Here is a 25,249-nt window from a genome sequence, read left to right on the forward strand (position 1 = left end):
CGGTAGAAGGCATCTGCCAAACATTTTTGAAGCAAAAATATTAAAATTAAGAGTAGTAATTAACAAGAACTCAGAAACAAAAAAAAAGAACATATGGCAATTTTAAAAGGCGGAATCCTTGGTGGATTTACAGGAAAAATCGGGGATGTAATCGGTTACATCCGATTTGGGAAATCTTACATTAAGATGAAATCCAAAAAGAAAAAAAAGAAGGCTTCGGACAAGCAGGTCGAGGCAAGAAAGAGAATGTCGGTAGCAGTCAAATTTATCAACACGGCAAAAACGTTTGTGGCGATAGGTTTTGCCCAATCTGGCGCCAGGAAAAGGCGAACAGCCTATGCGGATGCAGTTTCCCACCAGATACTCTATGGGCTGAAGGGCGAATATCCCACAGTAAGCATCGACTTTGAAAAGGTAATGCTTGCCAAAGGCAACATGCCCGGAGTGCAGCAAGCTGAAATTGTGCCCATGGCAAACGGCGTTACATTTAATTGGGAGCCTGAACTCATGGCAAGCATTTATCACATTCAGTCAAGGGCGATGTTGTTTGTGTATTGCGAAGATCTCGGCAAGTCGTTTTACAACTTAAATGCCGCGAGAATTATGGACAAGACGGATTTTATGGAATTGCCTTTGAATTTTAAAGGACATAAACTTCAGGCCTACATTGCTTTTGCCAGCGACGATAGAAAAAAGATCAGTGATAGCAGGTATATTGGCTACGTTGATTATTAATGACTGACCTTTAGTCGCAAGTTTCATGCTGCAGGTCATAAAAAGTCAAAGGCCGCTCACCGCTTTCAAAATAGGCTTCCCCTTCTAGCAGAATTTTGCGTTCTTTTCCATTAAAATATTCGATGGCACCCTTGATACGTATTGAGCATTCAATCGTCGGATTGTCTGAAATACATCTAGCGACAGTTGTTTTTAATGGTTTATTTTCTTAAGATTTGGTAAACCAAATAGTTTAACCTAATTACCGCTTATCATGTTTAAAAATCCCTTTTCCATCGAAGGAAGAATCAGAAGGCTGGAGTACGGCCTTAGTTATATCATTTATATTGTGTATTTGGTCTTAGAAATCATTGTTTTGGGTGTTTTTGTAGAAGGGACCGGTGGTCAGAATGATACCGTAGCAGTGTATTTGTTAGCAACCCCGGCAATCTGGTTTATGATTGCACAAGGTGCCAAACGCTGTCACGACAGGAATAATAGCGGCTGGTGGCAACTCATACCTTTTTACGGATTTTGGATGGTTTTTGCAGATGGTGATATCGGCCCCAATGACTATGGGGATAATCCTAAGGGATTGAGTTATGATTATGAGCCTGTGTATAAGACAGGTGAAGCGGTCAAATCCATCGATAATGTTGACGATGACGGAATAATAAAACCTTAATGGGCTAGCAAACAAAAATGCGGAAATTAAATTCTTCATCCGCAGACGAATAATTCAATTGTCATCAGCCTAAATGCTCGTAGTTTTATCAATATATACGATCATATCAAAATTCTTCGACATAGATAATTTCTGGCCTTCCGGGGAACTTAATGCGCCAATACTCCTCATAATAAGTGGCTGCGTTAAAAATTGATTTAGTGCATTGTCTTTAGACGCAGCATTGATGTCCAGGATGAAGTTTTTATATTGACATTGATTAAAATAGTATTCATACCACTTGTTAGACCTCACTTCGCCAAAATAATATGGTTGAAATCCCAATAGAGGTTTGTTTTTAGCAATAAACACATTTACATATGCTTCTCCTGAATTGAAATCAGTGCCGATTACATAATATTTGGACCCATATCTTTTATACAGATGCGTGCCTAATGATGGATAATTGTGTATTTCATCTTTTGTGAGATGTCCATTATGTGCCCAGATAATTAATTTACTATCTTTTGCCCGCTCTTTTATCCATGTCGCATTTTTTGCCATGTAGTTATCTCTGATGAGTCTTTTCCCTTCATAACTTATAAGCTGATCAAGCATTACTACATATTGTCGGTTCAGGTCTGACAACTGCAAAGTTTGAAATTTCAATAACATTGATTTCAGGCCTTTCATTTCTTGCTTTGTTATTTTGCTATTAAAGGGTTTTGCAAGATAGGTTTCCATCAAATCCTTATCTGCTTTTTCAAGATTGGGGATTACAGCTATTAGTTTATTAAATATGTTGGTATAGTTTCTACTTTCCAGACCATAGATCCGGACTTTATCTGCATCAGATTGGCCTATATTGTGTCGCCTAAGCCATTCGATCATTTGATGGTTGCTTCTCATAATCGCTGTACCTGCCACATATTTAATACTATCGGCCCTACCAATGATGTAATCATTCATGTACGCCATGGCTAAAAAGTCGCTCTCAAACGCGATGGCCTTATAGCCAAGATGGGTAACCAAAAATCTGACCAAGCGATCTTTGTAGTTGAAAACTTCCGCAGTGACATGTGTTACCTCTCCCAAAGCAATCAATTCCTTGTCTTTCAAAGTTTCCTTTAAAAAATTTATGTCTTTAAAATCTGTGTCACCGCTAAAATGCTCAATGGGCTTGATTACTTTGTTAAGATTGGTTACGATTGATGAGTTGTTTTGTTGAGCAGAGATTTGAATCGGAGCAAGGGCCAGTAAAGCAAATACTAGAAAAAGGTTATTTTTGAGCATACCTGCATAAAGTTTATCTTTAAACATAAGTATTATTAGATCAAAGGAACAGCAGTTTAACAGAAATTAACGCTTTGACGTCTTATATTTAACAAACTCAATCATAACGCCATGGACTGGAATAGCAGCATAACCAATAGCCTTTGGCCCGATAGCATACAAAACCGGGAAAGCAAGGAAAAAGTTGCGGAGCAGATTGCCAATAAAGTAAAAGATGGTGATACAATAGGCGTAGGATCTGGCTCTACATCATACCTGGCATTATTGGCCATCGCCCAAAAGATCAAGACTGAAGCACTTTCCGTGAGAGCAATCCCTACGTCTATCGAGATTGCATTGACTTGCATCAGCTTAGGAATACCTGTCGTTAGTCTGCAAGAAAATCGCCCCGATTGGTATTTTGATGGTGCGGATGAGGTTGATCCTAATAACCACCTGATTAAAGGACGTGGCGGAGCTATGTTTAAAGAGAAGCTGATAATGTCCGCAAGCTCACGTAACTATATCATTATTGACAAAAGTAAACTGGTAGAAAAATTAGGCGCACAATTCCCAGTTCCCGTTGAGGTTTTCCCTTCCGCATTGATGGCAGTGGAAGCCGAGCTCAAAAAGCTCGGTGCTACGAAAATATTACTGCGCCCCGCGCAGGGGAAAGACGGACCTATAATATCTGAAAATGGCAACTTGATACTTGATGTGAGGTTTGACCAAATTGACAAGGATATGGAAACCAAAATTAAATGCATCACAGGTGTGATCGAAAGCGGGCTCTTTCAGAACCTTAAGGCAGAAATAATAATCGCCTGAGGCTCTAGGAGGGCTATATACAACTGGTTCACAGTTTTTCCTTTGCTTCTGCTACACTCGTCAGAAAATTAATATGGCGGCCTTTATTGCTTTCGAAAATGAAGTCTTTGATACTTTGCCCCGGATACTTACCTAAATCCCCGACAATGGCCAATCGCATTCTGTAATTCGAAAATTTCTGCAATATTTCTCCAGCCAGACCAGTCTTCAGATCAAAAAAATCAGGGCTAATATTCTGTTCATGCAAAATAATGCCATCACATTCCTGGTAATATAAATCAGCTAGTATTTGCAGCGCTTCTTCAGCGTTGGTGATTAATATACCCTCAGCTGTAACTTCAGCTATCTTCCTATCTCCTTTTTCGTGTATTTCTATATTCATGATTAGTTATCGGACACTAATTTATTGAATATGTTTTGATTTAGCTTATTTGAGCATAAAAAAAGGAGAAGTTGATCATTTAAAACATGATCAACCTCTCCTTTTAAACCAAACATTGTTTACTTTCCGCTGTCAGCCGGCATCGCAATTTTATAACTGCTTTTTTGTGTAAATGTCCTTCCGGAAATATCGGTTGCCTTTACCTCAATAATATGTTCGCCGACAGGCAGGTTAACCTGTACAGGAGCCTTCCACAAGTGGCGGTTAAGGGAGGGATTTCCCGGTCTTCTGCCGCTAAGCAGTACCTCGGCATGATCCCATTTATGCAAAAGATCCATGAAAATAGGATCGTTTTGAAGTACATATTCCATTACAATCCATTTGCCGCCATCAACGCGGCACATCAAGGTATCTGTAGGACTGCCCATAAAGAAGTTTGCATAAATGGCTGCCGTGGTTTTTTTCTTATGTTCCAGCAACTTGGGTGCGGTAATGGCAATTTGATAATCGGCAGGCATATCCACAACCTTATAATCTAAGGTATATGCGTTCTTGTTGAAATTGATGAAAGCATAACCCTTGGGTGTGCCATCGCTCATTGTTGAAACGGGAATGCCTTTTTCATTTAGTTCACCTGAATACCAGTTTCCGGAGGTAGTTCCTACGTTGTAGTGATGATGTGGTTTATCCTGTTTCCAGCCTTCTTGTTTGGTAAAGAAATCCTGTTTCTGTGCGTGCGTATGTGCAGAAAGAGATAGCGTGTGGGGAAAACGTGCCAGTATATTAAACAAGCGGTCACGGTCTGCATCCCTGAAAGGATCGCCACCTTCTTTAGGCTCGCTAATTGGGATATGAAACGCCAGTACGATCAGGTGGTCTTCCGGGACATGTTTTAGATCGTTTTCAACAAAGTCCAGTTGATCTTTGCGAAAGCCACCCCAGTAACCTTTTCCATCATTTGGATCCGGATACAGGATATCATCCAAGATTATAAAATGCACCTTTGCATAGTTAAAGGCATAATTAGCCGGACCAAAATGCGCTTCATAAGTTTCATCAGAAAGTGAATCTTCTTTTACATCAAAATCCATATCATGGTTGCCCATCAGATTGTACCAGGGAATTCCCACTTCTTTAACAGCTTGTATGTATGGCTTAAACAAATCCAGGTTATTATTCACAAGGTCACCCATGCTTAAGCCAAACTCTATTCCTTTAATACCTTTAACTTCAGAAACTACGCCTCTGTAGAAATGTTCAACATCTTTAAGCGTGACTGGCTGGGGATCACCAAATACCAACATCTTAAAGTTTTCGGCTTCTTTAACAGGGGTCAATGGAAAATCGACTGATGCAGGTAGCGGCCCTGTAGGAGCAACACCTTTAAATTTAAGTACAGGCGAGCCTCCCGGTTTATGAATGTAGTAGAACTGGGGAAGTTGTTCGGCGTTTACAGCTGTTTTATATCCGGAAGGTTTTATGACCGCAATGATGTTGTCATTTCCAACCGGCAGGGTATACTGGCCGTTTTTATCTGTTAGCACTACCTGCACACCATTGGTAACAGCAACTTTGTCTATGCCTGGGTCTTTCTTGTCATGTTTTCCATTTTTATTAAGGTCGTTGTATACAAAACCTTTTACTGTAGTCTGGGCCTGCATTTTGCCGGCCATCATTAGCACCATTGCGGTGAGGAGTATTCTTTTCATATTCATTATTTAATATTTATAATTGGGTTAATTACCAACCCCGGTTTTGAACAATTACACCATTTGATTTTGAGATTTCTGACTGCGGGATTGGATAGTAGTAAAGTTTATCATTCCAAACCCGGTTTTCTACTACTGTTGGTGTGTAACTGAATGTTCCATCCGCATTTTTGACCACATTAACCCCGCGCAAAGTACCGCCGATTGCCTGACCGGCAATCATCCAGCGCCTGACATCCCAGAAACGATGGCCTTCAAAAGCCAGTTCCACACGTCTTTCGTTCCTGATCAATGCATTCATGCTTTGCTGGTCTGCCCCTGCGGAAATAGCCTTCAGCGCTACCGCTGCACGGGTACGTACCGAATTCAAAGCTGTTCTTGCGCTAACAGTCAATGTGCCCGGCCCTGTACCTTCCGGGCCATATGCTTCATTCATCGCTTCGGCATAGTTTAAATGAATTTCAGCCAGGCGGATAAACATCCATTGCTTTGGCGCTACTTCACCCAATTGAAGATCCAGGGTCTCGTTCATATACTTCCTTAAATAGTAACCTGTTTTAGAAGCCCTGTCTCTTGGTTTCCCGTTGATCCCCCCGGCAAACAGTTCAACTGGCGCCGGAACTTTACCAAATGGAGCGCCATTAAAGGCAACTATTTTCGCAAGCCGCGGATCACGCCTGTTATATGGATTGGCAGCATGAGCGGGTTTGCTCCAGTCAAAATTACCATCATCCAGGTGTTCAAAGGCATCAACAAGATTTCCTGAGGGACAGGTGCCTGTAGCCCCCATCGGAAAGCCCACTGCAGTGTTTTGCTTTTCGAAAGTGTTGCTGGCTGCATACCTTCTTTCGAAAATAACCTCGGTACTCTTTGTCGCCGCTAGTACGCTCAATGTTTCATACTTCGCCTGAAATGCGTAAACAGGTGTAAAGGTGATCACTGCCCTGTTGGCCTCGGCCGCTTTCACCCAGCGTGCTGTACGATCTCCGCCCACATATCCGAGCAACGGATCAGCATTAGAAGACTGATTGTAAAGATCACTGGCGGCATACAACAGTATGCGCGCTTTCAGTGCCATAGCAGCTCCCTTGGTCGCCCTCCCATAATTTCCTGTATCATAAGTCGCAGGCAGACCAGCCGCCGCAGAGTCGCAATTGTATACAATAAAATCTACACAATCTGAAAATGACCTTCTCGGAAAGCGGGAGATCCAGTCTGTATTCTTATCGATCACTTCATCTACTATTGGAACACCGCCGTAACGTTTAACCAGTTCAAAGTAAAAAAATGCAGTAAGGAATTTTGCCTCTGCTTTATACTGCTTTATCAGCTCTACCCGTCTGGTATATTCTGTTGGATTTGAATATTGCCAGATCTTCCAGGTAATGGTATCGGTAGACTGGATAAATATTTTAGCATTACGTATGGATGCATAGGTCTTATTCCAAACATCATCAGGATTTGAATATGGCGTAATGTTTCCAGTGTTAAAATTCTGAATCGTCTCCACATTGTTCACTTCTTCTGCTTCATCGCTTGCCGCTGCCAGCCAGGATGTACCAATGTCCGAAAAACCATTTGGCAGACCGCTATAGACATTGTTCAGGACGTTCCTGATCTGCGTAATGTTGCTATAGATTTCTTTATCATTTACAAATGTTAAGTTTTCTGGTTCAACGACCTCACATGAGGCGATGCTTACTGCCCCGATAAAAACTAATAGGCCTTTTTTTAAGTTATTCATTTCCTGCTGTTAAAATTGTAAACTGATACCTGCGTTATAAGATTTCATCACCGGGTAGCCCGATAAAACCTCGGGGTCTGTATATTTCAGATGATCAAATGTGAAGAGGTTCATGCCCCTCAAAAATATCCTGGCATTGCTCAGCCTTGCACGTTTACTAAGGCTTTCCGGCAATGTATAACCTAGTTCAAGACTGCGTAAGCGCAGAAAATCGCCATTTACATACCAGAAAGATGATTCCCTGTAATTGTTTTTATTTTCAAGTGTGGTCAATCGAGGGTAATCTGCGGTAGTTTTTGTTTGTTCCGTCCAAAACTGCTCCGCATAGGTATTGATTCGTCCACCATTGTTGTTTAACGGCCAGAACAGGAATGGGGCATTTCCAAGGTATATACTCCTGCCTACCTGTCCCTGAAAAAATGCGCTGACATCAAATCCCTTAAAATTAAACCCGACATCAAGTCCCATGTCCCAATTTGGTAAATTGGGTTTTTCCATAGGAATCTCATCAAACGCATCAATGATCTCGTCACCGTTCTGGTCCTTATACTTGATATCTCCGGGTTTTACAGTGCCAAAAGTTTGGACCGGACTATTCTGAATTTCTGCTTCAGAATTAAAAAATCCAATAGCTTCAAGCATAAAAGGCTGGCTAATGCGGTTGCCTTTTTGATATAAATAGCTGTAAGGCTGGATGGTTTCGGGCAGGTAAGTTATTTTATTTGTGGCATAACTGATATTTACACCTGCATGGTATCCCCAATCCTTTTTCTGTTTAGATACGGAAATGCTGCTTTCAAGACCTTTATTGGCCGTTATGCCTGCATTAATATTCGGCAAATCCTGACCTATTATCCCAGGTACAAGTACATCCTCTGAAACCAGGATATTCTTTCTTTTTTCATAGAATACGGTTAGCGATAGATCGAGTATATTAAATAGACGGGCATCCATTCCTGCATCATATTTATAAGCGGTTTCCCAGGTTAGATTGGGGTTAGGCGCTATGCCGGGATACAAGCCTGCCTGGGCAGTGTTGGCATTACCGAAATTATAACCGCTGGCAGCTATATATTGCCTTAAATCGCTGAACCGCTGGCCAACTGCAGCATTGCCCACCGCACCTGCTGATACCCTGATTTTTAATAAGTTCAGGTAGTTATTCTGCTTTAAAAAGCCCTCTTCTGAAATCACCCAGCCCGCAGATACCGCCGGAAACAGACCAAATCTGTTGCCTTTTGGAAAAGCTTCTGTACCGCTGTAAGAAGCGCCGATCTCCGCATAATACCTGTTTAAATATCCATAATTCATACGTCCGCTCAGGAACTGGTAATTGTAGGGACTTTCGCTGCCAATAATCAGCCTGTCCTGGTGATATATCAACAGTGTGCTAAAGGAATGATCAGGTCCCAGCTGTGGTGTATACTCAATGTTTCCTTCCAATGTATTCCGCTTATTCTGGACGTCATTTTCAGGATATCCGCCTGCACCTATTGGTTCCAGGTTCCCGTTAGTACCGATCAGCGAACTAAGCAGGGGCGCTCCTGATCCATTTTGCCCCAATAATTCCCTAACACCGAAGGTTTTGCTATATCCTTCCTGGTTGCTGTAAAAATTATCTGTCGAAAATCGCAGACCAGTAGTAAGGCCCTTTATGAGTTCGCTAAAATCATATTTGGTAGAAAGGGTAGAGTGAATAACCCTGTTGTTTGTAATCCTGTAGCCTGATGAATTGATATAGCCTATCGGATTGTTTGGATATACCGTAGTCCCTGCATATACACCATCCTGGACATAAGCAGGGAAAAGGTGGGCAGGATATTTATATAGCATATCCCAGGTGGTAGCGGTATTCGTATAAGGAGCGTTTTTCTGATAAACCCTTCCGTTAAGGTCCAGTCCGAAGCTCCAGTGTTTATTTACGTTTAAATCAAGGTTAGACCTGAAGGATACATTATCAAGAAAGATGCCCGTAGAGTAACCTTCATTCCTGTCTGAATTTTTATAAAGGCCCCCTTGGTGAAAATAACCAAGCCCAACGTAATACTTCGCGATCTTATCGCCTCCGGAAACATCAAAATTCGCTTTTGTACCTAAAGCATTATTATTGGTTGCCTCTTTCCTCCAGTCAACGTTTGGATAATAATAAGGATCTCCGTTCTCATATCCTGCTATCTGAGCAGGTGTATAAGCCGGTGCCAGCCCATCATTGCTGAGCGCCTGATTGTATAGTTTCACAAAGTCTGCAGAGCTGACAAATCCTGGGTTACGGGTCGGTGACATCAGCCCCTGCTCTATTTTTCCGTTTATAGTTAACTTTCCTTCAACGCCCCTTTTGGTCGTGATTAGCATCACTCCGTTGGCGGCCCGGATTCCATAGATAATAGCCGAAGCCGCATCCTTAAGTACAGTAATGCTTGCTATATCCTCAAGCTGCACGTCATTAATATTTCTTTCAATGCCGTCAACCATAATCAGCGGTTCACTAGCTGCCATTGTGCTTCTCCCACGCAGGGAAAATACGGGCGCATCATTTCCGGGTTCACCGGTTCTTTGCTGCACGGTTAAACCTGGTAATTTTCCGAACAAGCTGTTGCCGGGGAGATAAACAGAATTACCGATGATATCTTTACTAGTGACTGTACTAATAGAATAGGTCAGCGCCCTGCGTTTGGCTGATGCTGTATCCGTTTCCGGCACTGTGTCGTTTTGTTGCCTCGCAAACGTGGTATAACCAGCCAGAAAGAGCACAATAAAGGCAAGTAAATATTTATATATATATGATTTCATTTAATTATTAAATTAATTACCATCCAGGATTTTGAACCAACCCATACTGTAAACTCACTTCCGAAGGCGGGAAAGGATGCAGGTAATACCAGTCATAAAATGGACGGTCTTCAAACTTGTATTTTGTATAGGTATATGTGTTGTTGTTTAATTTTTTTACGGCTACATCATAAACAGGCCCTTTAAATACACTGCCCATTTTCCAGCGTTTCAAATCCCAGAAACGGTATTCTTCAAATGCAAATTCAATAGCCCATTCGTTCTGTATTTTTATTCGCATCTCGTCTTTTGAGAGGCCGGTGGGTATATTCGGCATGCCAGAACGGCTCCTGATCAGGTTAATCTTGTCGTAGATCCGCTGGTCGGGAGTAGCAAGTGTTTCGTTAAGTGCTTCTGCATACATCATATACAGATCGGTCACCCGCATTTGCGAACATATTGGTGACCAGGTTTTTTGTGTCAGGGCCCTGTCTTCATATCCGTACACATGTTTCCTCACCTGGTGAGACCATTGTGTCTGGGCTTTTGAAGGACTGTTATTGCCGGCCAGCGAAGGGTTTTCATGCTCATAATATTGTATCTGTGTAGTTCCATACAGGTTTTGCATGTTGTGCATCACAGTCTGGTTAAACCTTGGGTCCAGGTTTTTATAGGGAGCAGTAGGGTCATTTGGAGGTGTGGTGACCACACCGTTCCAGTTCACATAGGAACCATCTTTGTTCTGGTATCTTTCTACCATATTCATACTTACCAGGTTGGAAGAAAATCCTCCTGAAAATGGTGTTCCCCGGGGAATCCAGTAGGCCATAGACGGATTGGTAACCAGTTGGGTAGCCCAGATCATTTCCGTATTTCCCTGATTGGGTTTGTACTGGTATGAAATGGTATAGTTGAGGTTAACATTTGACGTATTGACCATGGCATAGGAGTTTGACTCGCAATATTTAATCGCCTCATCAGCAAATTTGACTGCGGTTTCCCAGCGCGCAGGATCATACCCCATCAAACAGATCAAATTATTGTTGCCGCCGAAATCCATATATGGCGTTGCAGTATTAAATAGTGGACTCGCGACATATAAGGCGGCCTTGGCTTTTAAGCTATAGGCAAATGCCTTATTTAGGTGTCCAAAATCCAATCCGTCATACCTGGCAGCAAAATTTGGGTTCGCAATAGCGGCGTCAAGCATCTGGATGATATAATTATAGATATCACTTAAGGGCGACCTGGGAAGATTTACCTCATCCGTCTGCACATTTAACTTTTTGGTCACCAGTGGTACCCCACCATAGCGTTTCATGAGTTCAAAATACTGTAGTGCGATCATTGTCTGCGCCTCAGCTTTGATCCGTTCCTTTTGCGCCGGAGTCGCATCGGGCACTTCGTCAATCCGTTCCAATAAGGTAAAGGCCTTGCGAATCGCTTTATAATGGTTAGCGTAGATGTCCTCCCCCGTTTTGCTGTTGGTAAGCCATTCAGCATCCACGGTACCGAAATTAAATTTGTGTGCGCCGTAGTTGGCATTGGCCCTGAAGCTCCCGCCAAAATCAGTTGCAGATTCCAGCATGGATCCGCCCAGACGGGTGGTGCTGGTTACCCCTACTGACAACTGCAGATAATATGGACCCGCATTGTACATGTCATTAACCAGTTTTTCTGTATTTTCATATTTAACGAATACAGAGTCCTCATTAAATGTCACTGAAAAGGGTTTTTCCAAAAAATCCTTATTACAGGAACTGGTCATCATTGATCCCAGCAGCAATAGAAAAGCAACTGCTATGGGAGTTATCATTTTGTTCATGATTGTATTATTTAAATGATAAGATTTAAAATTGAACACTTAATCCGGCATTGAATATCTGCAATTGAGGGTATCCCATGCTATCACTGGCATTTTGCTCCGGATCCACCAGTTTTAATTTGTCCCAGGTAAGGAGATTCTGTCCGCTTACATAAAACCTGGCACTGCCAACTCCTAATTTTTTGAATAAGTCATTGCTGCCAAACTTGTATCCTATCTCTATGTTTTTTAACCGCAGGTAAGATGCGTCTCTTATCCACAAAGTAGAATTCTGGTAGTTCGTGCCGTTAGCATAGGTAGCACTCAATTTAGGAAGCTTTGCATTGGCTGCATTTTCCGGTGTCCAGCGCTGCTCCATCACATTGGCAAGGATGCCTCCAAATTGATTGCCCGGCTTTTGCATATACCCGCTCACCAATCGGCTAACCCGCCCTGCCCCTTGAAAAAGCACACTAAAATCAAAACCTTTGTACGAGAGGTCTAATTCTGCTCCATAAGTTTCCTGTGGGTAGGTTGGTGATCCGACAGGAACGAAATCATCCTTGTCAACTTTACCGTCCTTATTTGAATCCATATACCTCACGTCACCGGGAGTAGGCTTTGCTGAGTATTGCAATGGTGCAGCATCAGCCTCGGCCTGCGTATTGAAAAAGCCCAGGGCGATCAGACCGTAAGTTTGGCTGATGGAATTACCTAATTGGTTTTGAGCGGTTTCCGGCCTGCCGTTCTCCAATAGCTTGTTATGTGCGTAAGTGAAATTACCGTTAAGGGAATATTTTAATGCTCCGATCTGACTGCTCCAGCCAACTTGAAGTTCATACCCCTGGTTTTTAACCCTGGCCAGGTTATATGCGTCCTGAATGGAGGCGGCTACGTGGGCAATGACAGGCCTGTTAGAAAGAATATTATTCCGGTAATCTATAAAATAGTCGGCATTAAGGGTTAATTTATCGTTAAAGAAAGCGGCTTCAATTCCATAATTTTGCTTTACGGCTTTCTCCCAGGTGATATCCGGATTTCCAATCTGCCCTTCTACAACCCCGTCCACACCTCTGATATCCTCGCCAAAACGCGCCCTGTTGGCCATAATATCATAGACAGCAGGAAGGTACATAAACCGGTAATATTGTACCGCATTGGTAATCGGATCGGCAGCAATGAGTTTATCGTTTCCGGTTTCACCATAAGAAGCCCTCAATTTTAGCATACTAAGCATACTGTTATCTCCCAGTAGTTTTTGCACCATCGGTTCCCTGGTGACATTCCAACCGGCAGAGATCGCTGGAAACGTTCCGTATCGCTTGCTGGCAGGGAAATTTTCCGAACCATTTCTGCCTATAGAACCTTCCAGCATATATCGGTAATCATAATTATAAGTCACCCTTCCTACTACACCCAGGTATCCAATTGGTACTTCCGGGATTTGGAATGTATAACTGCCGCTGAAAGGCCAGTACTGCTTATTTTGATTATAAAGCACCAGTCCGGTAATGTTGTGTTTGCCCAAGGTCTTGTCGTATTGCATCGCTGCTTCTAGATAGACTCTTTTGGAACGGTTCCTAAATACCTGCGCTGTCACTCCGCCCACTAACTGATCGGTATTTGGCAAGTAAACAAACGTTTCTTTACCATCCACCACAGTTTCAAGGATTTCGTATGTCGGCCGGGTCACATTTTTACCCATGGTTGTAGCATAATCAGAATCGTATCCGAGTTTTGCACGAAAGGACAAGCCCTTTGTGATCATATCAAGGTTTTGGTTCAGATCGGCGGTAATATTAAACTGGTTGATAAACCTGTCATCATATCCGGCAGATACCACAGTTACAGGATTTATATAGGATTGAATAATCTTATCGCCTATCACACCTGGTGAAGCACCCGCACCGGCACGCATTATGGTACTGAAAGGTGAGCCTGCCGTATGGTATTTATCTGAGTAGCCTCCGAGAGAAAGCTTGAAGACGGTAGATTTTGTCAGGTTAAAATCTACATTCGAACGAAAATTATAACGGTTATAAGTTGTGTTATTGCTATACCCGTAATTCTTGTTAAATTCTTTTATCAGCCCACTTTGATCCACATAGCCAAGCGACACAAAATATTTGGCGAAAGTACTCCCTCCGTTTATAGTTAATGTATTTTTCGTCTGTGGGGCGGTTTTGTGCATCATATAATCAAACCAGTTGATATTCGGATGCAGTAACGGGTCGCTTCCGTCCTTAAATTTTTCCAGGTCGATTGGCTTAAAGTACAATTGGTCAGGTGTCAAACCCGGATTGTCATTTTTCATCCCCTCATTGTACAAAAAGGCATAGTCATAGGAACCTGAAAACTCAGGCAACCGGGTGGGGGTTTGCAAAGCAAAATTGCTATTCAGGCCAATTTTAGGCTGTCCGACAGTACCCCGCCTGGTGGTAACCAGAATCACCCCATTTGCTCCCCTAATACCATATACGGCAGTTGTGGAAGCGTCTTTTAGTACCGTAATATTATCAACCTCTTCAGCATTGATGCTGTTAAAAGGACGTTCAATACCGTCGACCAATACCAATGGGTCGCTGTTTAAAGCATAGGTACTTGAGCCTCTGATGCGGAGCGTAATAGGCTCGTTACCAGGAGCCCCCGTAGTTTGTTGAGCAAACAGTCCGGAAGTACGGCCCACAAGCCCCTGAGCTAAATTAACCGTAGGTGATTTGGCAAGCTCTTCGCCCTTTACTGTAGTAAGTGCACCAGTGACACTTATTTTCTTTTGGCTACCGTAGGCAACTACCACTACCTCATTCAGTGTGGAGTTTTCTTCCATCAAGGTCACATCCATGATGCTGCCGCTGTTAATGGGCATTTCCAGAATTTTAAAGCCAATCATTGAAAACACCAGTGTACCATTATCGGGTACGGTAATGCTATACTTTCCTTGTACATCTGTAACCGTGGCACGGGAAGAACCCAGCACCCTGATGGCAACACCGGGTATCGGGCTACCCAGGGAATCTCTTACAGTTCCCTTTAATACATGGTCTGCCGCTGCTTTAACTATTTTGACTTTTTTTATGATGATAAATTTCCCGTTTATTTCTGCTTCAAAACCCAGTTTTCTAAGCACCTCGGTTATTTTAACTTTTGTAAAAGACATAGCTGGCAAACTTCTGCTTTCATCGACCGAGGCAGGATTGTAAATGAACCCAAAACCAGATATTTTTTCTATTTCCTTTAGCACCGCTCCTACAGAGCGGTTCTTTTTAATGGTCATTGTAATTTCGCCATTTACATATGGCTGTTCCGAAGCTTGGGAAGCCAAAGAGTTCATAAAAAACAATACAGTTCCCAATAGCATCAGACCGGCTTTAGCCGACATATGCACCATGCTCCAACTATATTTTAAAAGTTTATTCATATTTTTATAATGTTTTTAACATGCTGTTATTTTGTTGAAAATACTGGGGCTACAAATTCGCATTTTGTTGCCCCATTTATATTTCCTGCACTGATCTGATCAGTGCAGGTTTATTTTTACGGCTAATACATCAATTCATAAATATTTTAAAGGTTTTGTCATCTGCGGATGCATCTATGTTAAAATGATGGATCCGGGATAGTAGCCATAGGATTTTCCCGGGCTGCTGGCTTGTGGAAAACGTTCCGGTAAACTTCAAATGCTCCAGTTTTAAGCCCGGTTGTACACTGATCTTTATGCCATAAGCGCTTTGCAGCGTAGCCAACACTTCAGACATTGGCGAATTGTCGAAAATAAGGCTCCTCACAGGCTGTACCAATAGGCTTACTGTGCTTTTGCGGGTGGTTTTATTGTATAGCAATTGCTCTCCTTTAACGAGTACACCCAATAATTTTGCATCATTACCTACGGCAACCTTTCCGGAACTTACCGCTACATCAATCCTCTCAGACCGCTTATAAGCATTGATGGTAAATGAGGTCCCTAAGACGTGGGTGTAAAGCTGGTTTGGCAACAATACGCTAAAAGGACGCTGTTTTTCATGGTGGATGTTAAAGAAAGCCCGCCCCTCTAAAAGTTCAACAATTCTTTTGTCTGATTTGAACCTTTTCGGATATTTTACCTGGCTCAATGGCCCAAGCAGGATTACAGAGCCGTCTTGCAGCATTATTTTCTTTTGCTGATCCTTTGCAGTGCTGATAATCATGTACGCTGCTGCAGGTTTACCGTTACTTTTCCAGTTCCATGAGGCAATTCCCGCAGCACTTACTAAAAGGAGAATTGCAGCGTATTTCAAATAGGGCAGCAGTTTAAAGGTGGGTGTTTCGTTATGATCTATTTGTGAAACGATGGCTTTAAATAACTCTTCCTCGAGTTGCTTCCTTGATTGCTCATCACGGGATATCGTGGATTTAAAAGAATAGTACCATTTGTCTACCAGCTTACGCTCTTTTGTATTGGCTTTGCCAGTTAGGTACCGGTCCAGAATTTTTTCTGCTTTTTCCTTATTTGTCATCACCAGTATGTCACGTCTGGAGGCAGAAAGTACCGACGAAAAATGTTAAGCTTTCGTGAACGCCGTGTTAATAAAACAAAGATAGAATAAACAACAGGTACGAAAATTTCTCTTTCAATATTCTGGTTGCTATAGATAGCTGGTTTTTGATGGTTTGCTTACTCAGGCTCAGCTCAAGAGAAATCTCGTCAATAGATTTTTGCTCAGTTCGGCTAAGCATAAATATAAGGCGCATCTTTTCGGGTAAGCTTGCAATGGCTTCATTTACTTGACCCTGTAACTCTTTGGCCATTAGTTGCTGGTCCGGGGACGGCTGTGCTGCAGCCTGGGTGTGCTTCAATTCCTGGTAATGGCTCCCGGCAGTGAGCTCATTCCTGAAAAAATTAATTACCCGGTATTTCACCGCCTGGTGCAGGTAACCTTCAATTGAACCTTTGATATTAAGGTCTCTACGCTTTTCCCATATGGAGATAAAGACTTCCTGAACAATGTCTTTGGCAACATCTTCATTTTGTGTACGTATCAGCGCGTCGTCGAAGAGGGCCTCCCAGTAGCTTTTGTACATTTGCTCCAATGCCTTTACTTGTCCTTTCTTAAGTCTTTTTAAGAGATCATCCTTATCCACAGCGAAGATTTTGAATTTTTTTTCAAAACTACCTCCCGCGTGTTCAGTTACTATTAATAAATGATGATTTTAAACGCCAGCTTTTGCACCACAGGCTTTAAAAACTACAATAAAGTCAGGAATGCCGAATCATTTAGCTTAGTGTGCAAGATCTTTAATGCGCTCTGAATCTGCTTTCGCACTGTAAGCGGACTCGTCTTCATGATCTCAGCAATCTCATTGTGCGAAAGGTGCTGAAACCTGCTCATTTCAAATACTTTTCGCATCTGATCTGGCAAAGAAGCAACTTCCTTCTCTATTAAAGCTGCCAGCTCTCTTTCCCTCAGCCGTTCATCCGTCTCCTCCGTACCTTCTTCGGCGTACTTGGCAAATGAAACCGCATACTCCTGCCTGATCTTGTCTTTAGTAAATACATTGATCACACGGTTTCTTACCGAAGTATACAGATACGCGGCCAGTTCCCTCCTACTTTGTATACCTTAAGGCTGACTTAAGGTGCGCAAGTGGTGGGCCAGTTTTATTCTTAAAGTAGGGTCTAAGTAACAAAGTTGATTATTTTAACCGACTAAATATTCTATTTAAAAAAGTTCACAAAATGAGAACAATTAATCTATATTTGTATAATCAATGAGAGTTCATTTGATAAAAAAGCAGACGCTAGAAGAATTTTCAAAACAATATTCATCAAGTAAAATACCACTAGAAGACTGGGCAGAAAAAATAAAGTTTGCGAATTGGGAAGAACCTATTGATATGAAAGCCACATTTAACACTGTAGATCTATTAGGTAAAGGCAGCAAAAGAGTGGTATTTGACATAGGTGGAAATAGTTATCGGGTCATATGTAAGTATCAATTCGGTAATAGCCAAGTTCATCTATTCGTTTGTTGGATTGGGACTCATGCTGCTTATGATAAGCTATGTAATCATAATAAACAATACACAATTAATATATATTAGCAATGAAAGCAACACCAATGAAATATACCATTATTAAAGATAAAGATCAGTATGATCAATATTGCGATCAACTGGGCAAATTGGTGATTCAGCCCAACGCTAATGATCTTCAGGACGAGATTGATTTGTTAACTCTGTTAATTACAAAATATGATGAGGATCATAGTACCTTTAAAGAATTGGACCCTATTGCTTTACTCCGTTCTTTCATGAATGATCACCATCTGAAAGCTCAGGATATGTCTGGAATATTAGGCATCAGCAAAGGTTATGTTTCTGATATATTGCATTACAAAAAAGGGCTTTCAAAAGAAGTAATAAGGAAATTGGCTGATCATTTTAAAGTTAAGCAGGAAGCCTTTAACAGGCCATACAAACTTATTTCATCAGTAAATATCCATTTACGAAATGCCAGTATAATGAATACTTATAAGGAATTACCATACGTTAAACATTAAAGCACATGGCTTGCCAGTACATTGTAATAATTCTGATATCGGAACAACCTTTTTGGGATTACTCCGTTATATATTTACATTGACCAATAAAACTATTTTACATATGCAAATCGCCACAGTAAACTACAAAATCCGGTTAGCAGACGGCACAACTCAAATAGTAAAAATCATTGCCACAACATTCAAAAAGCTTAAGGTCTGGAAGCTTGATTTCAGTAATGGAAAAGAGATCATTCTGTATAAAGTGGGCAGCGAATGGATGCAACGTACTGAAGATTACCTTGAGCAACGTTATGTAGCATCAATAGGTGCGTTTATTGATAGCCTGGAGTTAAGTAATGGCAACCAAATGGCTCAAGCCAACTAGTGTTCATCCTTAGAAAAAGGCTCTTTTTTTAATATTTCAAAAGATCAAATTTTATAGCATTGTTTTTATATCTTTGCCGCATTGCTCCCGTAGTTTAATGGATAGAATGCGTGGTTCCGGTCCTCGTGATAGGGGTTCGAATCCCTTCGGGAGCACATAAAATGCCTTAGAGAATCTAGGGCATTTTTTATGTTCTATTTTTTTTAATTGAACAAGCAGAACTGGATTGTAAATTTCATAGTTCTTGAGTAGAACAGATAAAGCCTATTTCTTAAACATTGCGTACACACTTTTTCCAACGGTAACTATACCCAGGACTATTAAACCCGCAACTATCCCTATCAAAAATTCTTTTAGCATTGCTGGTATATGTGGAAGTAGATGATGAAAAAAATCAATGTTATGCGCGAAAATACCTCCTGAAACCAGTATCAATGCTATCGTCCCCACTACACTTAAGATCCGGATGATGATCGGAAGTGACTTTACCAGAATATTTCCAACTGCAGCAAATACGCCCTTTTCACCTGAACGTTTGATTATTTGATAGCCAATGTCATCCAATCTGACAATGAGGGCTACGATGCCATACACACCAATAGTAGCTACTAATGCGACAACTGAGACTGTTAATATGCGAAGTGTTAAACTCTCATTAAGCACCGTTCCCAAGGCAATGATAACGATCTCGACGGAGAGAATGAAATCAGTAGTCACAGCAGATTTAATTTTCGTTTTCTCGATTTCAGTATCATCCTGCTTTATTTCTTCTACTACTTCATGGCCCTTTTTTTCCCGGTGAAAGATAAATTCCACTACTTTTTCTACTCCTTCATATGCCAGGTAGCAGCCTCCTAAAATCAGGATTATTGTGATTGCAATTGGAAGGTAAGCACTCAATAACAGTGCAATGGGCACTATGATAATCTTGTTGACCAGCGAGCCTTTGGTGATAGCCCAAAGCACCGGCAGTTCTCTTGAAGAAAGAAATCCTGTGGCTTTCTCGGCATTAACGGCTAAGTCGTCGCCCAGAATTCCGGCAGTTTTACGGGTTGCTATCTTTGCGGTGACAGCTACGTCATCCATCAGTGCGGTAATGTCATCTAAAACTGCGAATATTCCTGAAGCCATATGTGTTATTTATGGTCGCAATATGCAATAATCCTGCCATTGACAGCGACATTTCTGTATTAAAAAAGTACACCTGCTTTGATGCCTGTGGTAGAAAAATCATAACTTCCCATACCGCCCGTTGTTCGCTGAATTCTGTCATAACCGCCACTTACATTTAGCAATAGCGCATTGCCAACCCTAAATTTATAACCCGCCCCTGTACTGATAAGATTAGATGGCAATCCATGGTCGCCTAACACAGAAGTAAATCCTACATCAAAAAAAACGAAAAGCGAATTCGGTTTATTTTTACTTAAGTATAACCTGGTATCTAAAAAATAAAGCAGCGATGCATAATTGACATCCCAGGTTGTGGTGTGGTTTTCCAGCCCAAGCCCGATACCAAGTGATAAGTGGGGATTCAGGAATACCCCATTGATGGTACGGGCGGTTGTCATTGTAGAATTTCCTTTAAAATATGAAGGCGTGCCGGGCTTGGGTTCTTCCATTTCGCGAAACGCTTTTCCAAAATAAATGCCCAGTTCTGTGATGTTAAAGTAGCCCTTTTGTTTACCGTCGGTTTTGGCATCTTGCGCATTGGCGCAAATGGCCAGCATTGAGAGAATTGTTAAAAATAAATATTTCATATACATTATTAGATGAAGCTTAAAAGTACTCTATAAAGAATATTATTTAACAATTAATAATCAATAAAATTTATAGAAAACTAAATTAAGTAGAAATTAACAGCTATGTTTACTTATCTAAGTTACTCGTTATGAAATTTTTTGCTCAATCTCTCCTTGTAATACTCGGTATTATAAGTCCGGCCTATGCCCAAATCACTACTTGCGTAGACGTACCCGTCGTAAGAAATAACACCGCCGGTGTCATGAATGGTGTGTCGGATTATTCAACAAAATGGACCAATGGCACTGTCTTAAATATTATGTTTACAGGTGGTACCGAAAAGGTTAGGGCTAAAGTCATGCAATATGCTAAAATCTGGGAGCAGTATGCCAACATCAAATTTAATTACATTAGTCAGGGCCAGCCCGATATGATTATCTCTTTCAGAGAAGGTGAGGGATCCTATAGCCATGTAGGTGTGGGTTGCAGGACCGTTGCCAAAACTGGAAAAAACACTATGAATTTTGGCTGGTTTAATGACAATACTGAAGAGAAGAACTTTAAGCGCACTACCCTTCACGAGTTTGGACATGCCTTGGGACTATTGCACGAACACAAAAATCCGCTGGGCGAGATCAAGTGGAATAAGGCGGTGATCTATGGCTACTACCAGCAGCAAGGCTGGTCTGTGCAAAAGGTCGACGAAGAAGTTTTGAATAGATACAGCGTAACTATGTCCAATCACCAGTATGATCCTAAGTCTGTGATGCACTATCCGATTCCTGCCAATCATACTTTGGATGGTTATTCGGTAGATTGGAATACGGATGTGTCTGAGGGCGACATTAAACTGATCTCAGAGATGTATCCAAAGCAGCCTATAGTAAAGCCCAATGGCAACACTGGGGCGATAGCAAGTACATCGTCAAGCATATTTAAAGACATTACTATGCAGCACAATGTGGTACTGAACGGCAAAAAAGGGATGAAAATATTCGCCTCATTTGCGATAGATAATGCACAGAATAAAAAGTGCTTGATCTCGGCATATTACTACGACAACAATGGCGCTGCGCTGAACGATTTGAACAACAGCTTTAGGACAACCACTGGTAAAGTATCAGTGGGAAAAAGCTTTTCTCCATCCTACCCAAAGGCCACTTATACCGATTTTGAGCTGTTTATGCCGTATGACGAGTTGCACGCACCTGACGGCGATTCTAAACTCAGCTATAAGTTGTCAATCTGGGATGAAGACAGAAAGGAACTTGCCAATAGTGGATCTTATACGTTTGATTATTCAAAAGGGATCTCCGTAACTGACTTTAGCGTCTCGACAGATTTTGTGCTCAAGCCCGGCATGTTTTCTGTAATCCCTAAGTTTGTAGTGAAGAATGCTTATTTAGTGCCGCTGAAGGTTTCTATCTGGTTTTACGACGAGAACAAAAAGCCCCTTAAAGTAGACAATGCATTGGTGGCCAACCACCTAAATATTACACCTGCCTATTTCAACACGGTCTATAATGGAAACTCCAGAAACTTTGTAATGCAGGTACCATACACTGCACTTAACTTGAAAAAAGGAAGCAATACGATCAACTATTTTATCAGTATGTATCAGGGAGAGAAGAAAGTCTATCAGACGAGCTGGCTGTCAACGGAGATGATACAGCCCTAAACACTATATGAAGTTCATAAGCTGACCGTGATTATTTGACCGGAATCTCGCCTCTACGGTTTACCGCCCAGCCAATTTCAGGCTTTACATTAAAGGTTTGCGGATTCTGTTTAACACCCATAAAACCTGCCCAGAACTCCATATTAAAAGACTGTTTAAGATTTCCAGCTTCATCTTTAATCTCAAGGATAAAAGGCACATTGGCCAACTCTTTAGGTAATTCATTTATGTACTTGATCTCTTTGAACGCCGACCTTTTTAAATATAAAGTCCGGTTTTTGGAAGGTAAGCCTACATAAACCGGAAAATCCGAAGGGCCTTTGGCAGCCAGCCCATTATTGGCAACAGCTTTGGCTTCAACTACTACTGGACTGTTACTTTGCAAATACGGGTAGAACTTCAACAGCCAGCCATCAATACCATCGTATGAGCCATACGCACCCAACTTATGGTATTTAACCATATTCATCCAGAATTGCTTATCTAGCTTTCCCTTTTTGGTATCAATGATCTTCTGAATTACTGGTTTCAATTCCGACGTCCACCATTCCAAGTCATATTTAGATAAGTAGTCGAGGCGCTTGAGGATCTTTTGCCAATCTTTAACGCTTCCTTGTACGGTGACCTCAGAAATGCCACAACCTACAAACGTGACTTTATAGTTAAAAAACTCTTTCATGGATTCCATAATCGTGATTTGACTAGCTACAAGTACTGTTGGAGTGGTGGTGGTAAAATCAGCAGAAAGATTATCAATCAACTCTTTGCCTGTAAAGCTGCCTATCTGTTCCGCAAACTCCGGAAACACCGTTTCCCATTGGAAGTCAGTAATATTTTTCAGATTGCTTACATCCCGCTCAACTTTCAAAGTCTTTTTCCCTTCGAAATTTACAAACTGCGATCTGATCTTTTCAGGGTCTGCATTTACATGGTTAGCAAAACCCTGGCAGATTAGCAACCAGGCAATATCAGGACTTATTGTTAGTGGATAGTGGTTTTGATAGGCTCTCAAATAACCTGTGATAACGGGATGTGTACCGAAATCAACAAGGTTTTCTGTAACAGAAAGTTTAAGGAAGTCTTTTTCAACATTGCTGTACAATTTATCAGCGGAAACCGTATGGAGCAACTTTTCAGGTCTAGTTATATTTTCAATCTTATAAGTGTCCGATTGAGCCTGTACCTGTCCAAGAGCCAGGGTAATGAAGAATACTATATAATATTTGTTCATATAAGTATTTGGTTAAGCGTTAATTATATTTAAATATAGGGAAACTTTATAACAATATCTCCAAATCAACTGCCTTCTAAAATGCAGATAATCTGATCAGTTATAAAAGAAAATCTTTAAATTCACCAATGAAAAAAATCACCCTACCTGCCCTTTTATGCCTGTTCATGGTAACAGCGGGAATATCAAATGCCTTTGCGCAAATCTCCCCTATTCAGTCAAACCCGCTGGGACTTAAAGATCCATGGGTTAAAACTCATTTAATAGAACCTGCAGAACTTGCTGATGCTATAAAGGCTAAGAAAGCGCCTGTAATATTTAACATCGGTTCTGTACAGGATATTAAAGGTGCGGTACACGTAGGCGCCGGAAACAAAGCCGAGAATATTGAGAACCTGAAAAAAACTGCTGCTGCATTGCCTAAGGGTACTAAGATTGTAATTTACTGTGGTTGTTGCCCTTTTGCCAAATGCCCCAACATACGTCCGGCATTTAATGCGCTAAGAATAGCTGGTCTGAAGAATGTGAAACTACTAAACCTGACTGATAACCTGAACACTAACTGGACTTCAAAAGGATATCCGCTGGAGGCCGAGTAATTACAGGTGGAATAAAATAGAGGCTGGCCGGCGTTGGCCAACCTCTTCTTGTTTGAGCGCTATTTTAATGAGTTGCCATATCCGACTATCAGCACGGATAATATAATGATCGCTATACCAGCAATCACGGTATAAAATGTCTTTTTCGTAACACCCGACCATTCCTTCAATACCAAACCCCAGGCATTGGCTATCAGAATGATAAAGGCCATGTGCAGAATCCATGAACTTGCACCATTGCCCATTTTACTTTCGCCCATACCATAAAAGAAAAACTGAAGGAACCAAGTGGTACCAGCAATGGCCGAGAATACATAATTGCGAAGAAGAGGGGTCTTTTTATCAGTATAATTACCAAAGGTCTTATTGCGTGCATTTAAGATCATACACCAGATAAAATTGGTGGTCAGGCCACCCCACATGATCAGAATATACGTTACGTTGTTTTGATAAAGGAATTCTCCCTCGCCCGGATGGATGCTCTTCCAGGTTTCATTAGCCACTGCTGCCATGTCCTTACCGGCATCAATACCGAAAGCAAAACAGGCACTCAGGATACCAGATACAATGGACACAAACAATCCGATACCCAACTTGTATTCTTTATTGGATGGATCGCCCTTGCCAGCAGCAATCAGGTCTTTCTCTTTCATGCCTCCTGCCTTACCGCATACGATGATCCCGATAACACAGACCAACAGGCCGACAAGTACATACTGCCCCCACTGACTCGCCAGCATATCATTCAGGCTGTCTTTGCCTGCGGTAGGGTTGAAATTGTAATATACAGAAGGTATCAGTGCGCCAAATACAGAGCAGAGACCTAATATAATGGAGCTACCGAGGGATACGCCCAGGTATCGTACACCAAGCCCGTAGGTAAGCCCCCCTATACCCCAGAGCACACCAAAGAAATAGGTTAACAATAGGATTTGTCCATTGGTGGTAGCTATGATATCTGTAAAATTAGGAATGGTAAGCCATGCGGCGATAGGCGGAACGATGAGCCAGGAAAACAATCCCCCAACAATCCAGTATGTCTCCCAGGCCCAGCCCTTCACTTTCTTATAAGGGATGTAAAAACTGCCGGAAGCAAAGCCACCGATAAAATGAAAAATAACTCCGAAGATTACCTGCATAAAAATTGTGCGTTTATATTTGGTTTAATTTGATTACCCTAATGTATACAAGATGTTTAATTAAACTGTC

Annotated in this window: 22 protein-coding genes and 1 tRNA gene; 9 read left to right on the top strand and 14 right to left on the bottom strand. The window is 41.5% G+C overall.

Annotated features, from left to right (window positions below; all coding sequences use genetic code 11):
• Window positions 1–93 precede the first annotated feature (93 nt).
• Entirely contained in the window at window positions 94–735 is a 642-nt protein-coding gene (locus EZ437_RS17305) for a DUF6266 family protein (protein WP_131597331.1), read from the top strand.
• 253 nt (window positions 736–988) lie between these two features.
• Window positions 989–1,399: a DUF805 domain-containing protein gene (locus EZ437_RS17310; protein ID WP_131597332.1), complete on the top strand. Its 411-nt coding sequence runs from the start codon at window positions 989–991 to the stop codon at window positions 1,397–1,399.
• A 69-nt stretch (window positions 1,400–1,468) separates the two neighbouring features.
• On the opposite strand, the gene EZ437_RS17315 is transcribed toward EZ437_RS17310, so the two are convergent.
• A complete protein-coding gene (locus EZ437_RS17315) occupies window positions 1,469–2,698 on the bottom strand; it encodes an erythromycin esterase family protein (RefSeq protein ID WP_131597333.1) in 1,230 nt (409 codons plus the stop codon).
• A gap of 84 nt (window positions 2,699–2,782) precedes the next feature.
• On the opposite strand from EZ437_RS17315, the gene rpiA reads away from it, so the two are divergent.
• Window positions 2,783–3,478, top strand: coding sequence for a ribose 5-phosphate isomerase A (gene rpiA, locus EZ437_RS17320; RefSeq protein ID WP_131597334.1), 696 nt, complete (start codon window positions 2,783–2,785; stop codon window positions 3,476–3,478).
• A gap of 28 nt (window positions 3,479–3,506) precedes the next feature.
• Here rpiA and EZ437_RS17325 read toward each other — a convergent pair whose 3' ends face one another.
• From EZ437_RS17325 to EZ437_RS17365, 9 genes are all read right to left on the bottom strand, one after another.
• Window positions 3,507–3,860 carry a DUF4180 domain-containing protein gene (locus tag EZ437_RS17325; protein ID WP_131597335.1) on the bottom strand — a complete coding sequence of 118 codons (354 nt, stop codon included), beginning with the start codon at window positions 3,858–3,860 and terminating at the stop codon, window positions 3,507–3,509.
• Window positions 3,861–3,979: 119 nt separating this feature from the next.
• Window positions 3,980–5,569, bottom strand: a complete 1,590-nt coding sequence (locus EZ437_RS17330; protein ID WP_131597336.1) for a calcineurin-like phosphoesterase C-terminal domain-containing protein — start codon at window positions 5,567–5,569, stop codon at window positions 3,980–3,982.
• A 31-nt stretch (window positions 5,570–5,600) separates the two neighbouring features.
• A complete protein-coding gene (locus EZ437_RS17335; protein ID WP_131597337.1) occupies window positions 5,601–7,313 on the bottom strand; it encodes a RagB/SusD family nutrient uptake outer membrane protein in 1,713 nt (570 codons plus the stop codon).
• Window positions 7,314–7,322: 9 nt separating this feature from the next.
• A complete protein-coding gene (locus EZ437_RS17340) occupies window positions 7,323–10,103 on the bottom strand; it encodes a SusC/RagA family TonB-linked outer membrane protein (protein ID WP_131597338.1) in 2,781 nt (926 codons plus the stop codon).
• 16 nt (window positions 10,104–10,119) lie between these two features.
• Complete coding sequence (locus EZ437_RS17345; RefSeq protein WP_131597339.1) at window positions 10,120–11,907, bottom strand: RagB/SusD family nutrient uptake outer membrane protein; 1,788 nt, start codon at window positions 11,905–11,907, stop codon at window positions 10,120–10,122.
• A 25-nt stretch (window positions 11,908–11,932) separates the two neighbouring features.
• A complete protein-coding gene (locus tag EZ437_RS17350; RefSeq protein WP_131597340.1) occupies window positions 11,933–15,304 on the bottom strand; it encodes a SusC/RagA family TonB-linked outer membrane protein in 3,372 nt (1,123 codons plus the stop codon).
• 130 nt (window positions 15,305–15,434) lie between these two features.
• Window positions 15,435–16,379, bottom strand: a complete 945-nt coding sequence (locus EZ437_RS17355) for a FecR family protein (RefSeq protein ID WP_131597341.1) — start codon at window positions 16,377–16,379, stop codon at window positions 15,435–15,437.
• Between the two features lie 67 nt (window positions 16,380–16,446).
• Window positions 16,447–17,004 (bottom strand): RNA polymerase sigma-70 factor, encoded by a 558-nt coding sequence (locus EZ437_RS17360; RefSeq protein WP_165500462.1) that lies wholly within the window; start codon window positions 17,002–17,004, stop codon window positions 16,447–16,449.
• Between the two features lie 104 nt (window positions 17,005–17,108).
• Complete coding sequence (locus tag EZ437_RS17365) at window positions 17,109–17,480, bottom strand: sigma-70 family RNA polymerase sigma factor (RefSeq protein ID WP_131597343.1); 372 nt, start codon at window positions 17,478–17,480, stop codon at window positions 17,109–17,111.
• 151 nt (window positions 17,481–17,631) lie between these two features.
• Between EZ437_RS17365 and EZ437_RS17370 the strand changes: the two genes are divergently transcribed.
• The 4 genes from EZ437_RS17370 (at window position 17,632) to EZ437_RS17385 (ending at window position 18,944) form a co-directional block, all read left to right on the top strand.
• Window positions 17,632–17,964: a type II toxin-antitoxin system HigB family toxin gene (locus EZ437_RS17370; RefSeq protein ID WP_131597344.1), complete on the top strand. Its 333-nt coding sequence runs from the start codon at window positions 17,632–17,634 to the stop codon at window positions 17,962–17,964.
• Between the two features lie 2 nt (window positions 17,965–17,966).
• Window positions 17,967–18,422 carry a helix-turn-helix domain-containing protein gene (locus tag EZ437_RS17375; protein ID WP_131597345.1) on the top strand — a complete coding sequence of 152 codons (456 nt, stop codon included), beginning with the start codon at window positions 17,967–17,969 and terminating at the stop codon, window positions 18,420–18,422.
• A 103-nt stretch (window positions 18,423–18,525) separates the two neighbouring features.
• Window positions 18,526–18,789, top strand: a complete 264-nt coding sequence (locus EZ437_RS17380) for a hypothetical protein (protein ID WP_131597346.1) — start codon at window positions 18,526–18,528, stop codon at window positions 18,787–18,789.
• An 83-nt stretch (window positions 18,790–18,872) separates the two neighbouring features.
• Window positions 18,873–18,944, top strand: a tRNA-Arg gene (locus tag EZ437_RS17385).
• Between the two features lie 109 nt (window positions 18,945–19,053).
• Here EZ437_RS17385 and EZ437_RS17390 read toward each other — a convergent pair.
• Window positions 19,054–19,920, bottom strand: coding sequence for a DUF808 domain-containing protein (locus tag EZ437_RS17390; RefSeq protein WP_131597347.1), 867 nt, complete (start codon window positions 19,918–19,920; stop codon window positions 19,054–19,056).
• Between the two features lie 59 nt (window positions 19,921–19,979).
• Window positions 19,980–20,549: a hypothetical protein gene (locus EZ437_RS17395; protein WP_131597348.1), complete on the bottom strand. Its 570-nt coding sequence runs from the start codon at window positions 20,547–20,549 to the stop codon at window positions 19,980–19,982.
• A gap of 131 nt (window positions 20,550–20,680) precedes the next feature.
• Here EZ437_RS17395 and EZ437_RS17400 point away from each other — a divergent pair, with 131 nt between their 5' ends.
• Window positions 20,681–22,210 (top strand): M12 family metallopeptidase, encoded by a 1,530-nt coding sequence (locus EZ437_RS17400; RefSeq protein WP_131597349.1) that lies wholly within the window; start codon window positions 20,681–20,683, stop codon window positions 22,208–22,210.
• 31 nt (window positions 22,211–22,241) lie between these two features.
• On the opposite strand, the gene EZ437_RS17405 is transcribed toward EZ437_RS17400, so the two are convergent.
• On the bottom strand, window positions 22,242–23,441 hold the full coding sequence (locus EZ437_RS17405; RefSeq protein WP_131597350.1) for a DUF4419 domain-containing protein: 1,200 nt from the start codon (window positions 23,439–23,441) through the stop codon (window positions 22,242–22,244).
• Window positions 23,442–23,569: 128 nt separating this feature from the next.
• Here EZ437_RS17405 and EZ437_RS17410 point away from each other — a divergent pair, with 128 nt between their 5' ends.
• Window positions 23,570–24,040 (top strand): rhodanese-like domain-containing protein, encoded by a 471-nt coding sequence (locus EZ437_RS17410; protein ID WP_131597351.1) that lies wholly within the window; start codon window positions 23,570–23,572, stop codon window positions 24,038–24,040.
• Window positions 24,041–24,099: 59 nt separating this feature from the next.
• On the opposite strand, the gene rhaT is transcribed toward EZ437_RS17410, so the two are convergent.
• Window positions 24,100–25,179 carry an L-rhamnose/proton symporter RhaT gene (gene rhaT / locus EZ437_RS17415; protein ID WP_131597352.1) on the bottom strand — a complete coding sequence of 360 codons (1,080 nt, stop codon included), beginning with the start codon at window positions 25,177–25,179 and terminating at the stop codon, window positions 24,100–24,102.
• Window positions 25,180–25,249: the final 70 nt, after the last annotated feature.

The organism is Pedobacter psychroterrae (assembly GCF_004331695.1).
In the GTDB taxonomy this organism is placed as follows: Bacteria; Bacteroidota; Bacteroidia; order Sphingobacteriales; family Sphingobacteriaceae; genus Pedobacter; species Pedobacter psychroterrae.